The organism is Prauserella shujinwangii (assembly GCF_003001955.1).
In the GTDB taxonomy this organism is placed as follows: Bacteria; Actinomycetota; Actinomycetes; order Mycobacteriales; family Pseudonocardiaceae; genus Qaidamihabitans; species Qaidamihabitans shujinwangii.
In genome coordinates, this window is sequence record NZ_PVNH01000008.1 from 112,602 (window position 1) to 125,548 (window position 12,947).

11 protein-coding genes are annotated in these 12,947 nt (G+C 74.3%); 8 read left to right on the top strand and 3 right to left on the bottom strand.

The window, feature by feature from the left end; genetic code table 11:
• Nucleotides 1–12: 12 nt before the first annotated feature.
• A complete protein-coding gene (locus B0I33_RS19640; protein WP_106180294.1) occupies nucleotides 13–294 on the bottom strand; it encodes a metal-sensitive transcriptional regulator in 282 nt (93 codons plus the stop codon).
• Nucleotides 295–459: 165 nt separating this feature from the next.
• On the opposite strand from B0I33_RS19640, the gene B0I33_RS19645 reads away from it, so the two are divergent.
• From B0I33_RS19645 to B0I33_RS19680, 8 genes are read left to right on the top strand one after another with little or no spacing between them, the layout of a single operon-like run.
• On the top strand, nucleotides 460–807 hold the full coding sequence (locus B0I33_RS19645; RefSeq protein WP_106180295.1) for an NADH-quinone oxidoreductase subunit A: 348 nt from the start codon (nucleotides 460–462) through the stop codon (nucleotides 805–807).
• Nucleotides 798–1,844, top strand: a complete 1,047-nt coding sequence (locus B0I33_RS19650; RefSeq protein ID WP_245900849.1) for a hypothetical protein — start codon at nucleotides 798–800, stop codon at nucleotides 1,842–1,844. The genes B0I33_RS19645 and B0I33_RS19650 overlap by 10 nt, the downstream gene beginning before the upstream one ends.
• A complete protein-coding gene (locus tag B0I33_RS19655; protein ID WP_106180296.1) occupies nucleotides 1,837–2,760 on the top strand; it encodes an NADH-quinone oxidoreductase subunit H in 924 nt (307 codons plus the stop codon). The genes B0I33_RS19650 and B0I33_RS19655 overlap by 8 nt, the downstream gene beginning before the upstream one ends.
• 29 nt (nucleotides 2,761–2,789) lie before the next feature.
• The gene (locus B0I33_RS19660; protein ID WP_106180297.1) at nucleotides 2,790–3,353 is read left to right on the top strand and encodes an NADH-quinone oxidoreductase subunit J; all 564 of its coding nucleotides are present in this window, start codon (nucleotides 2,790–2,792) and stop codon (nucleotides 3,351–3,353) included.
• Nucleotides 3,350–3,655: an NADH-quinone oxidoreductase subunit NuoK gene (nuoK, locus tag B0I33_RS19665; RefSeq protein WP_106180298.1), complete on the top strand. Its 306-nt coding sequence runs from the start codon at nucleotides 3,350–3,352 to the stop codon at nucleotides 3,653–3,655. Before B0I33_RS19660 ends, nuoK begins: the two co-directional genes overlap by 4 nt.
• A 2-nt stretch (nucleotides 3,656–3,657) precedes the next feature.
• Nucleotides 3,658–5,499, top strand: a complete 1,842-nt coding sequence (locus B0I33_RS19670; RefSeq protein ID WP_106180299.1) for a proton-conducting transporter transmembrane domain-containing protein — start codon at nucleotides 3,658–3,660, stop codon at nucleotides 5,497–5,499.
• A gap of 13 nt (nucleotides 5,500–5,512) precedes the next feature.
• Complete coding sequence (locus B0I33_RS19675; protein WP_106180300.1) at nucleotides 5,513–6,982, top strand: complex I subunit 4 family protein; 1,470 nt, start codon at nucleotides 5,513–5,515, stop codon at nucleotides 6,980–6,982.
• On the top strand, nucleotides 6,979–8,397 hold the full coding sequence (locus B0I33_RS19680; RefSeq protein ID WP_106180301.1) for an NADH-quinone oxidoreductase subunit N: 1,419 nt from the start codon (nucleotides 6,979–6,981) through the stop codon (nucleotides 8,395–8,397). The genes B0I33_RS19675 and B0I33_RS19680 overlap by 4 nt, the downstream gene beginning before the upstream one ends.
• 6 nt (nucleotides 8,398–8,403) lie before the next feature.
• Here the strand turns inward: B0I33_RS19680 and B0I33_RS30725 are convergent, their stop codons facing one another.
• Together B0I33_RS30725 and B0I33_RS19690 are read right to left on the bottom strand one after the other, a co-directional pair.
• The gene (locus B0I33_RS30725; RefSeq protein ID WP_281259441.1) at nucleotides 8,404–11,223 is read right to left on the bottom strand and encodes a VanW family protein; all 2,820 of its coding nucleotides are present in this window, start codon (nucleotides 11,221–11,223) and stop codon (nucleotides 8,404–8,406) included.
• A gap of 74 nt (nucleotides 11,224–11,297) precedes the next feature.
• Entirely contained in the window at nucleotides 11,298–12,845 is a 1,548-nt protein-coding gene (locus B0I33_RS19690; RefSeq protein WP_281259443.1) for a serine/threonine-protein kinase, read from the bottom strand.
• Nucleotides 12,846–12,947 lie beyond the last annotated feature (102 nt).

Below are 12,947 nucleotides of genomic sequence, written 5' to 3' on the forward strand. Positions count from 1 at the left end.
GGTGTGTCTGGCTCAGGAGCGGACGAGCCGGGCGATGGCCTCGCTGGCCTCCCGGACCTTCTCCTCGGCGTCCCGGCCACCCTCGGCGATGGCCTCCGTCACACAGTGCTTGAGGTGCTCGTCGAGCAGGCCGATGGACACGGACTGCAGCGCCTTGGTCGCCGCCGAGATCTGCGTCAGCACGTCGATGCAGTACTCGTCGTTCTCGACCATCCGCTGCAGGCCGCGGATCTGCCCCTCGATCCGGCGCAACCGCTTCAGGTACGCCTCTTTGTCTCCGGTGTATCCGCGCATCTCGCCATCTCCTCGTCCGCCGGGCGATGCTCCCACTTTATACCCTAGGGGGGTAGGGCAGCAAACGAGGGCGGGCGCGGTCTCCCGCCGACCGTATGCATAGAACCGGCCGTTCCGGGTAGCCGACAGGCGCCAACATCCCGCTCCGGTCGCAGGGAGGTGCAGGTGGCGCTCACCGGCGCGCTGGTCGCGCTCGCCCTGGTGCTCGCCGCGGCGGGCGGACTGTACGGGGTGGCGTACCTGCTGCGCCTCGGCGGCACCAGGGCGGGCGCGCGGCCGTTCCTCTCCGGGCACGACGCGGCCGAGCACGCGGTCTCCCGTTTCCATGTCCGCTGGTACGCCATCACGATGATCTTCCTCGCCTTCGACATGGAGATGGTCTTCATGTACCCGTGGGCGGTGGTCGTCGCCGAGCAGGGCGCGAAGGCGGTGACGGAGATGTTCGTCTTCCTCGGGATCCTCCTGGTCGGCGTGGTCTATGCCGGGCGGGAAGGAGCGCTGCGGTGGACGTGACGGACCTGACCGCCCTGCTCCTGCGCCGGATCCCGGTGCGCCCCCTGGTGGTCACCGTACCGGGCGGCACCGGGGCCCGCCTGCGCGTCGAACGGCTGATCCGTACCCGGGGATGGTATCCGGCCGCGAGCCCGGCCGAGGCGAACCTGCTCGTGGTCGCCGGTCCCGCCACGGGCGAACCGGCCGACGCGGTGGAGCACGTGTGGGAGCAGCTGCCCGCGCCCCGCGCGCGGGCCGCGGTGCTCGATCCCGGGCACGCGGACGGCGAGCTGGCCGCCGCGGAGGCGACGTTGCGCGACGCCTTCCGGCAGCGCCGGCCGGCCCCCGACTCCGTCCACGGCGGAGCCGAGCCGGAGATGGCGGGGCGGGGCGAGGACCGCGACGGGCTGACGCTCGACCAGCTGCACGTCCCGCTGGGACCGGTGCTGCCCGGCTGGCCCGCGGGTCTCGTCGTGCGCACGGTCCTGCAGGGTGACGTGCTGCAGGAGGCCGAGGTCGACACGCCCGGGCTCGCCGAGGCCGGCGGGAGGACCTGGTGGTGGGGCGAGGGCCCGGGGCCGCCGGGAAGGCGGCGCGCGGCCCGCCATCTCGACACCGCCGCCACGCTGCTGTCGATCGCCGGGGACGACCGCGCGGCGGTCGCCGCCCGCCGCCTGCGCGACGGCGTGCTGACCGGCCTCGCCGCGGCGGAGGTCGCCCGCCCGCTGCACCAGTGGGCCCGGCGGGTGCGCCGGTCCCCGCTGCTGCGCTGGTCGCTGGCCGGCGTGGGCGCCGTGCCCGCGGACGCCGCCCCGCCGCCCGAACTGGCCGGCGACGCGCTCGCGCGGCTGCGCCGCCACGCCACCGCGGCGGAGGCCGCGCTCGACCGGTTCGACCAGGACGTTCCGCTGCCGGACTGGGCCGAGCAGGCACAGTGGACGGTCGAGGCGCTGCCCTGGCTGCTGCGGGGCAGCGAACTCGCACTCGCCCGGCTCACCGTGGCGAGCCTCGACCCGGACCTGGAGGCGCTCGCCGCGCGGGAGGTGGCCGGTGCCTGAGCCAGGTCCGTGGTGGAGCGCGCTGCTCCTGCCCGCCGTGGTCGCGGTGTTCGCGGCCGGCGCCTGCTCGCTCGACGCCGCGCTGCGCGCCAGGACGGCCGGCGCGCCGGGCCCGGCCGCGGCCGCGCTGCTGCCGGTGCGCTCGGCGGCGGGCCTGCTGGTGCAGCAGCGGCGCCGCACGCCGGCCGCCGACACCCTGCTGTGGCGTACCGCGGGGGTCGCGCTGCTCGCCGCGGGGGTGCTCGCCTCCCTCGTGACGCCGCTGGGCCGGTGGTCGGTCGGTGACCTGTCCGTGGGCATCGTCTGGTTCAACGCGATGGAGATCGTGGCCTGGGGCGCGGTGTGGCTGGCGGGCTGGGGTGCCAACTCGATGTTCGGGCTGGTCGCGGGGTACCGGTTCGTCGCGCAGGGGCTGGCCTACGAGCTGCCGCACATGTTCGCGCTGACGTCGGCCGCGATCGGTGCGGGCTCGCTGCGGGTGGCCGACGTCGTGGCCGCCCAGCGGGACCTGTGGTTCGTGGTGTGGATGCCGGTCGCCTTCGTGGTCTTCCTGCTCACCGTGCTGGCGATGGCGTTCCGCCCGCCCTTCGACCAGCCGACGGGCCAGGACGTCGCGGGCGGCGTGCTCGCCGAGCTGTCCGGTGTGGACCGGCTGGTGTTCCTGGCCGGCCGGTGGGTGTTGCTGGTGTCCGGAGCCGGGATGGCCGTCGCGTTGTTTCTCGGCGCGGGCGGGGGACCGCTGCTGCCGGGCTGGTTGTGGTCGGTGCTCAAGACGGCCGCGGTGCTGGCGGTGCTGGTCTGGGCCGGGCACCGGCTGCCGGCCGTGCGGATGGAGCGGTTCGCCGAGGTGGCGTGGCTCGTGCTGATCCCGGCGACGCTGCTGCAGGCCCTGTTCGTGTCGATCCTGGTGCTGTAGTCGCGAGTGGACGAGGGACGGTGTGTCCGGTGTGGCGTGAGATCGTCTTCTGGCTGTGCGCCGCGGGCGCGGTGGCCTCGGGGATCGTGGTGTTCCGGGTGGACTCGATGGCGCGCGCGACCTTCGCGCTGCTGGCGTCGTTCCTTTTCGGCGCGGGCACGATCCTGCTCGTGGAGCTGACCTACCTCGGGATCCTGGTCGTGCTCATGATGATCATGGAGATGGTCATCATGGTCGTGTTCATGGTGATGTACATGATGAACCCGGCCGGGCTGATGCCGATGAGCATGCTGCACAACCAGAAGGGCTCGCTGGCGATCGCCGGGGGCACGTTCGCGGTCCTCGCGGCGGGTGTCTACCTCGTGGACTGGCCGACCTCCCGCGCGCCGCGGCCGGAGCAGCCGGTGTACTCGCTGGGCGAGGCGCTCATGGGCTCGAAGATGCTCGTGATGATCGTGCTGGGGCTCGCGCTGTTCGCGACGATCGTGGCGACGGTGGTGCTGGCCACGCACCGGGGCCGCTACGACCGCTACGGCGACCGCCTTGACCGGGACCGTCCCGACGACCCGGTGCGGGGAGGTGTCGGCCGGTGAGCCTGCAGGACTACCTGCTCCTGGCGGCGGCGCTGTTCAGCGTCGGCCTGTTCGGCGCGCTGTCGCAGCAGTCCATCGTGATGATCATGATGGGGCTGGAGCTGATGATCAACGCGGTGCTCGTCGGGTCGGCCGCGTTCTGGTACTTCGCCGCCCCGGACCGCCCGGACGGGCAGGTGGTGGTCGTGCTGGCGGTGACCGCGATGGCGATCGAGATGGCCGTGGGCTTCGCCGTCACCACGGCGGTGTTCCGGGCCAGGGACGTGGACATGACGGACATGGCCGCGGATCTGCGGGGCTGACCGTGCTCTGGGTCCTCGTCGCCGTCCCCCTCGTCGCGGGCGCGGCCCTGCTGCTCACGGGCGGGCGCGCGGACCGCTGGGCGCCCGCCGTGGCGCTGCCCGCCGCGGCCGTGACCCTCGCGCTCACGGTCACGGCCGCCGTGACGCGGCCCTCGGTGTCGGCGCCGTTTCTCGCCGGGATGCCGTTCGGGCTGCGCGTCGACGGGCTGTCCGCGGTGCTGGTGGTGCTCGTCGGGGTCGTCCTGCTCGCCGTGCTGGTGTTCGGCGCGGGTGAGTTCGGCCCAGCGGAGGCCCGCGCGCGGCTGTGCGGTTTCCTGCTGCTGTTCGCCGACGCGATGCTGGTGACCGTCACCGCCACGAGCCTGCCCACGCTGCTGCTGGCGTGGGAGATCATGGGCGCCACCTCCTACGCGCTGATCGGCTTCTGGTGGCAGGACGCCGACCGCGCCCGTTCCGGCACGATCGCCTTCCTCACCACCAGGGCCGCCGATCTCGGGCTGTACCTCGCGGCGGGCGCGGCGCTCGCCGGTGGCGCCACCGCGCTGGCACTGGACGAGCTCGGGACCCTGCCCGCGGGCTGGCGCGACCTGGCCGCGGCGGGTGTCCTGCTCGCCGCGTTCGGCAAGTCGGCGCAGCTGCCGTTCAGCTTCTGGCTGTCCCGGGCGATGGCGGGCCCGAGCCCGGTGTCGGCGCTGCTGCACTCGGCGACCATGGTCGCGGCCGGTGCCTATCTGCTGCTCCGCCTGCAGCCGCTGCTCGCGGCCACCGGCTGGGCCGCGGCGCTGACCCTCTGGGCCGGGCTGCTCACCGCGCTGGCGCTCGGCGCCGTGGCGGTGGTGCAGCGTGATCTCAAGCAGCTGCTCGCGGCGTCGACCTGTGCCCAGGTGGGTTTCATGGTCATGGCCGCCGGCGCGGGCGGCGTGGCGGCGGGCACGGCACAGCTGACGGCCCACGCGGTGACGAAGAGCATGCTGTTCCTCGCCGCGGGCGCGTGGCTGACCGCCCTCGGCACGCAGGAACTGCCCCTGCTGCGGGCCGCCGCGCGCGGCGATCCGGTGGTGGGGTTGTCGTTCACGGTGGGCGCCGTGACGCTCGCCGGTCTCCCGCCGCTGTCCCTGTGGGCGGCGAAGGACGCCGTGCTGGCGAGCGTGCTGCACACGTCGGTCCCGCTGTACCTGCTGGGACTCGCCGCGACCGCGCTCAGCGCGGGCTACGCGGGCCGCGCGCTGGCGCTCGTGTGGTCGCCGCCGGACGACGGGCCTGCCCCGGCTCCCGAGGGATCCCGGCGCGTGCGCCGGTGGCAGGTGGCGCCGCTGCCCCCGCTCGCCGCGGGCGCGGCGCTCGGCGGTGCGCTCGCCCTGCCGCCGGTGTGGCACGCGTTCGGCGACACCGTCGATGCGGCCGCCACGCCGGAACCGACGGGCGCGGAGCTGGCCACGTCGGCGGCGATCGCGCTGCTCGCCGCCGCCGCGGCGGCGGCAGCGGTCCGGCGGCGTGGCGACCTGCCCTCCTCCCCCGCGCTCGCCGGGTGGCTCGGTCTCGAGCACGCGGCACGACGGGCGGTCGTCCTGCCCGCCGACGTCGCCGCGACCCTGCTGGCACGGTTCGACGACCGGCTGGTCGACGGCGGCGTGCGGGCGGTGTCCCGGGCCGGCCTGGCCTCGGCCAGGCTCACCGGCGCACGGCTCGAGCCCACGGTCGACGCGGCCGTGCGGGGCGTGGCGCGCGGCGGGCGGTGGCTGGGCGGGCTCGCGCGGCGACCGCAGACCGGGCAGCTGCATCAGTACTACGCGCAGGCGGTGGTGGCGCTCGCGGTGCTCGCGCTGCTGCTGATCGTGCTCTGAGGAAAGGGGATCCGTGCTCACCCTGGTGATCTTCCTGCCCGTGGTGGTGGCGGCCGTGCTGCTCGCGGTGCCCCGCGCGGGCGACCGGACGGTGCGCTGGGCGTGGATCGCCACGAGCGCGGTCGAGGTCGCGCTCGTCACGGCGATGTGGGTGACCTACTCCCCCGCGCCCGACGGCTACGCGTTCGAGCAGCACCACCGCTGGATCCCCAGCGTCGGCGCCGGCTACCACGTCGGCGCCGACGGGCTCAGTCTGCCGCTGCTGGCCCTGACCGCGGTGCTGTTCCTGGCCTGCGCGGTCTACTCGGTGCGCCGGACGCGGCGGATGCGCGCGTTCGCGGCGCTGTTCCTGTTCCTGGAGACCGTGTGTCTCGGCGTGTTCACCGCGCTCGACCTGCTGCTGTTCTTCGTCTTCTTCGACCTGTCCATCGTGGGCATGTACTTCGTGATCGCGGGGTGGGGCCACCGGGGCGCCGCGCGCGCCGCGCTCATGTTCTTCCTCTACACGTTCCTCGGCTCGCTGGTGCTGCTGCTCGGGTTCCTCGGGCTCTACCTGCTTTCCTCCCCGCACTCCTTCGACATCGTCGAGCTGGCGCGGCAGGACCCGGCCGCGGGCCGGGGCGCCGTGGCGGGGCTGGTGCTGCTGGCGCTCGTGCTGGGGCTGGCGATCAAGACGCCGACGGTGCCCGTGCACACGTGGCTGCCGCCCGCGCACGTGGAGGCGCCCGCGGCGGGCTCGGCGATCCTGGCCGGGATCCTGCTGAAAATGGGCACGTACGGGTTCGTCCGGATCGTGCTGCCGGTGCTGCCGGGCACCTGGCGCGCGTACGCGCCGGTGATCGTCGTGGTCGGTGTGGTGAGCGTGCTGTACGGCGCGCTAGTGGCGATGGCGCAGCGGGACTTCAAGCGGATGATCGCCTACACGTCGGTGAACCACATGGGATACATCGTGCTCGCGTTCGGCGCGGCCGCGCTGGTCGCCGCGTCCGAGGAGCAGGCGCGCCAGCTGGCGATCACCGGCGCGGTGACGCAGATGGTGAGCCACGGACTGATCACCGGGGCGCTGTTCCTGCTCGCCGGGGTGCTCCACGACCGGGGCGGCACCTATGACCTGGGTTCCTACGGCGGGCTGGCGCGGCAACTGCCCGCGTTCGCCGGGCTCACCGCGCTCGCCGTGTTCGCCTCGCTGGGGCTGCCCGGGTTCTCCGGCTTCGTCGCCGAGTTCCAGATCTTCACCGGATCGCTCTCCGGCGCCCCGGTGGCCACGGCCGTGGCACTGCTCGGGGTGCTGCTGACCGCCGTCCTGCTGCTGCGGGCCTACCAGCGGATCTTCCTCGGCCCGAGCCGTACGGTGGTGACCGGCGACCTGACCGTGAGCGAGACGCTCGCGATCGGACCGCTCATGGCCCTGTCCGTCGCGATCGGACTGTTCCCGCGGTTCCTGCTCGACGTGATCGAACCGGCGGCGCGGGGAGTGCTATGAGCACCTCGATGTCCCGTGACCTGCTGCGCGTGCTGCCCGAGATGCTGGTGGCGGCGGCCGCGGTGCTGGGCCTGCTGCTGGGCTCCTTCCTGCCGCGGCACCGGCAGTGGGTCGTCCGCGCGCTGGCCGCCGCGGCGGTCGCGGCGGCGCTGGCGGTGGCGGTGGCCCGCTGGCCCGCCGGAGGCACGCCCGCGTTCGACGGTGTGTACACGGTGGACGTCGCACTCGCCGGGACGCGAGTGATCGTGCTCGGCGCGCTGCTGCTCGTGTTCGCGCTGGCGGCCGGGGAGGTCCGCGGCGCGGCGCGGGAGACCGAGTTCGTCGTGCTCACCCTGCTCGGCGGGCTGGGCGCGGTGCTGCTGGCCGGGGCGGCCGACACGATGCTGCTCGCGGCGGCGTACCTGCTGGCGAGCGTCCCGCTGTACGCGCTGGCGGCGTTCGCCAAGGACGCGCCGGGCACCGAGGGCGCGCTGAAGTACTACCTGCTCGGCGCGCTGCTCGGGGTGACGCTGCTGTTCGGGGTGATGGTGCTGTTCGGCGGCGGCGGCGCCACCGCGTACCGGGTGCTGGCGGAGTCGCTGCCGCGCGGACCGGGGGCCGCCGTGGCCGTCGGGGTGCTGGCGCTGTTCGCCGGGCTGCTGTTCAAGGCGGGTGCGGTTCCGGCGCATTTCTGGGTGCCGGACGTGACCGAGGGCGCGCGGCCACCGGTGGGCGCGCTGGTCACGACGGTCCCCAAGATCGGTGCGGTGGTGGCGATCCACCGGTTCGCCGGGACCGTCCTCGCGCCGACGGACCTGGACTGGCCGCTGGTGGTGGCGATCATCGCCGCGGCGACCATGACGCTGGGGAACCTGGCGGCGTTCTTCCAGGACAGCGTGCGCAGGCTGCTCGCGTACTCGACGATCAGCCAGGTCGGCTACGTCCTGCTGGCGGTGGCCGCGGCGACGCGCAGCGACCTGGCGCTGCCCGCACTGCTGCTGTACCTCGCGGCGTACGCGGTGACGAACCTCGGCGCGTTCGCGGTGGTGTGCGCGCTGCCCGAGACACGCACGCTGGCGGACTACACGGGGCTGCGGCGGCGGTATCCGTGGCTCGCGCTGGCGCTCGTCGTGCTCCTGCTGGGGCTGGTCGGCACTCCACCGACGGCGGTGTTCGCCGGGAAGCTGACCGTGTTCACCGCCGCGCTGGACGCGGGCTTCGGCTGGCTGGTGGTGCTCGCCGTGGTGAACACGGTGGCGAGTGTCTTCTACTACCTGCGCTGGATCGTGCCCGCGGTGCGGTCGGGCGACTTCGCGGGCCGCCCGGCGCCGCAGGCCGGTGCCGTGGCGCTGGCGGCGGCGCCGGTCACGATCGCGGTCGGGCTGCTGGCCGGCCCGCTCCTCGCCGCGTTCGACGGCCCGCTGCTGCCCTCGTGAGGGAACTCAGCCGTCCGGTTGGGCGGAACCGGACGGCTGCCCCGCGCCCTCGGGCTCGGCGGGTTCCTCGGACTCCTCGGGTTCCTCGGGCTCGGGCTCCTCGCACACGATGCGGGGCTGCGGGTTGTAGACGACCGTGCGGGTCTCCCGCCGGATCTCCTCCCCCGTCTCCGCGTCCCGGATGATCCTGGTGTCGCTGCTGGTGAACCCGCTGGATCCGCTGCTCGGCGAACAGTTGCCCGCCGGCTTCGTGATCGTCTGCGGCGAGGTGTACGAGTGGCGCTCACCGGTGACCGACTCCACCTCGTACCGCTTGGTGCCCCACAGGCGCACCGTGATGTCCGACGGCGTCCAGATGGTCTGGATGACCACCCCGGTCTGCGCGTCGTTGGTGAACTTCAGGTCGATGACACTGCTGCCGTCCGGGTTCTGGAAGACCGTCGCCTCGCGTGCCTCCGGGTACCGGCTGATGTAGTAGCTGTGCTCCTTGTGCTCGGTGTCGCGCATGCCCGCGAAGTACGCCGCGTTGTACAGCGTCGTGGCGAACTGGGAGATCCCGCCGCCCACGGCCCTGGACGGCGCGCCCTCCTTGATGACGCCGGCCGCGATGTAACCCTGCTCGGTGCCGCGCGGACCGGTGTAACCGTTGAGGCTGAACGTCTCCCCCGGCTTGACGACCGCGCCGTCGACCTCCTCGGCGACGACGCGGATGTTGATGCCCGAGTCGTAGGCGAATCCGCCGGTGGTGAACTCGCCGATCACCTCGCGGATGCCGAGCGCCCTGGCCTCCTCCGTGGTCAGCGCGGCGGGCCGCTCGGTGTACTTCGCGGTGACCGCGCGCCGGTCCTCCCTGGCGAGCACGTCGGGCAGTCCGGCGAAGGTGGCGTTCCAGTCGATCTCCCGGCCCGGCCGCGACGGCTCGATCGACACCTTCTTCGTGCCCTGGAACGAGAACCGGGCGTCCCGGCCGCGTTTCTCCGTGTCCGCCAGCGCGGGCCCGGCCGCCTTGGCGAGGACGTCCTGGTCGATCCGGGGCCGCAGCGTGCCGTCGCGGCCGGGGGCGAAGGTGAGGGACCGGGCGATGGCCGCGGGCGGCAGCTGGGCGTCCGCCCCGTCGCCGTGGACGGTGACCGGGGCGGACACGGCGGGCGCGGCGATCCGGCGCAGCGCGTCCTGGACCGACTGCGGCGTGGTGAGGACGGGGATCGTCGCGACGGGCAGCCGCAGCGGGCCCGGCCCGGCCCAGTGCCGCAGGATCAGGTCGGTGGTGGCCGCGACGTCGAGCCGCCTGCCGGGCACCGGATCGACGGGGACGGGCCGGACCCCGTCGAACCGGACGGTGCCCTCGGCCGCCTCCCGGTCCACCTCGGAGCGCACCCGTTCGACGGCGGCGGCGAGGCGCTCGTCGTCCACCCGGGACACGACCCCGGTCTCCCTGGTGGTGAAGAAGGACGCGATCCGGGTGACCGGGTTGAGCGGCTGGTCGGTCGCGATGTCCAGGGTGGCCGCCCAGTCGACGGTCAGGTCCACCGCCGTGGGGTCCAGCGCCTGCATGGTGCCCGCCGCGGAGAGCTGGATGGGCTCGTCGAGGCGCGGCCCCACGGTGTCCCGCAGGTGCCGTTCGGCCTCGGCGCGGTCGAGCCCGCCGACGTCGGCACCGGCGATCGTGGTGCCGCGGACGACGTCACCGCTCGTGACGAGCAGGTCGAGCGCGTACAGCAGGGCGAGGGCGCCGGCCACCGCGCCCGCGACCACACCGGCCTTCCGCAGCCGCGCCACGAGCCGGTGCCGCGAGACCGTGCTGTCCACAGCGGACGCCGCCGCGGATTCGGCCGGGGTGTCCGGGTCGGTTCCGGAGCCGGTTTCCGTGCCGTGGTCCGGCGTCGGGCCGGCGGCCACCGCGCCCAGCCAGGCGGTCCGCTCGGCATCCCCGGCACCGCCAGCATCCCCGGCGCCGTCGGTGCCCCCGGCCTCCCCAGAATCCCCGGGCTCCCCAGACTCGCCGGGCTCGCCGCCACTGTCGGCACCAGACCCACCCACGCCCGCGGCACCACGCTCCGGCACCACATCAGCGGCCACCACACCCAGCAACGCCGTCCGCTCGGCATCCCCGGCACCACCAGCATCCCCGGCGCCGTCGGTGCCCCCGGCCTCCCCAGAATCCCCGGGCTCCCCAGACTCGCCGGGCTCGCCGCCACTGTCGGCACCAGACCCACCCACGCCCGCGGCACCACGCTCCGGCACCACATCAGCGGCCACCACACCCAGCAACGCCGTCCGCTCGGCATCCCCGGCACCACCAGCATCCCCGGCGCCGTCGGTGCCCCCGGCCTCCCCAGAATCCCCGGGCTCCCCAGACTCGCCGGGCTCGCCGCCACTGTCGGCACCAGACCCACCCACGCCCGCGGCACCACGCTCCGGCACCACATCAGCGGCCACCGCGCCCAGCAACGCCGTCCGCTCGGCATCCCCGCCGTCCCCGGAATCCCCGGGCTCGGGTCCCGCGTCGGCACCGGCCTCGCCGGAATCCGGGCGCACCACGGCCGTCCGCACGGTCGCCTCCGGATCCGTGGCGGGCACGGTATCCGTGGTGACCGTGGATTCCGTGGATTCCGTGGATTCCGTGGCGTCGCGGGCTTCGTCGGCGGTGACGTCGGGGTCGGTTCCGGGCCACGGGCTGGCCACGCTGGTGACGACGGTGGCCTCCGCCTGGTCGCCGGATGCCGCACCGGACGGAGTGGTCGTGTCGGGACCGTGGTCGCCCGTGCCCTCGGTGCTGCGTGGCTCGGTCGGATTCTCCTCGGACAACGCTCCCCCGGTGTTCACTGACGCGGTGTGCGGCTGCAGCACTATCTCACCCCCGGGCACGGCCGGGCCGGGTACCCCTGCGTCCGGGCAGGTCAGTTGTCGTCGTCCTGGTCGCCGTCCTCGACCTGTGTGGAGGACACCAGCTCGTCGGAGTCGATGAGCGCGGTCCCCTCCTCGGCGACGAAGCCGAGCCGGTGGATCTCCCGGATCCGGCCGCCGTCCTCGCGCTTGAACTCGAGACCGACCTCCACCACGTTCGTTCCGGCGACCTGCGGGCCGGAGACGATCTTGACCTTCTCGATGCCGTTCCAGAACCGCTCGTAGGCCTCCTGGCCCTGCGCGCGCAGCCCGGGGCCGAGCCGCTCCCAGGCGCGTTCGGTCTGCCGGGGCAGGAGTGAGTAGTAGTCCTTGACCGCCTTGGTCAGCACCTCGGGGTCGGTCGTCTCGGACGTCGTGGTGGTCGTGGTCGTGGTGGTGGTCGTCGTGGTCGTGGTGGGGGCGGCCGAGCCGGCCGGAGCGGGGCTGGCGGTCGTGGTGGCGGCCGCCGCGTTCCCCGCGGCATCCTCGTTCGCCGAGGTCGAGGCACCCGCGCCGACGAACAGCTCCGCGACGAGCACGCCGACGGCCGCGGCGGCCAGCAGGGCGAGCACGGACAGGACGACCCGCTTGCCGGACCGAGCGCCGGGTGCCGGTGGCGGCGGACCCTCCGCGGGCACGGGTGGGGGCGGCACCGGCGCGGGGTGCAGGTCCAGCCTGGTGGAGGGCGGGCGCGGGGCCGCGGGAACGGTCGGCGGATCCGCCGGGGCCGCGGGCTGCCTGCCCGCGGCCACGTCCCCGAGCAGCTCGACGACACGGGCCATCGTGGGCCGGGCGGCCGTCTCGGGTCGCAGCATCGCGTTGAGCGGCCCGGTCAGCGGCCCCGCCTGCCGGGGCGGGTCCACCCGGCCGGTCGCGACGGAGTGCAGCAGGGCGATCTCGTTCGTGTTGGAGCCGAACGGGGGCCTGCCCTCGACGGCGGCGTAGAGCGTGGCGCCGAGCGAGAAGACGTCGGACGCGGGGCCGGGCTCCTCGCCGCGCGCGGACTCCGGCGAGAGGAACGCGGGGGTCCCGGCCAGCAGGCCGGTCTTCGTGACGGTGATGTCGCCTGCCGCACGGGAGATGCCGAAGTCGGTGATCTTCACGGCGCCGTCGTCGCCGAGAAGGATGTTGCCGGGTTTGATGTCCCGGTGGATCACCCCGGCGGCATGCGCTGCGACCAGCGCGGACGCGGTCTGCGCTCCGATCCGCGCGACCTCCGTGGGCGGCAGCGTGCCGCGTTCGTCGAGCACCGCGGCGAGGCTGCGCGACGGCAGGTACTCCATGACGAGGACGGGCCTGCCCTCGTCGTCCGCGACGTTGTAGACGGCGATGGCGTTGGGGTGCTGCAGGCGCGCGGCGATCCGGCCCTCGCGGAACGCCCGCTGCCGGGCGCTCTCGGCCTCCGCCTGGCTCAGCCCGGGTGGCAGGAGCAGCTGCTTCACCGCGACCGTGCGGTCCAGCCGCTCGTCCACCGCGCGCCACACGACGCCCATGGCTCCGCTGCCGATGCGGCTGTGCAGCCGGTAGCGGCCGGCGATCAGCCGTCCCTCGTCACTACTCACCGGCACCTCCCTGTCACGCGGCCAGACTAGAGCGTCCACCCGCCACGTCCGCCGTGGCCCGTGGCCGCCGGGCGGCCGGTGCGCCGCACGGTGAACCGGCGG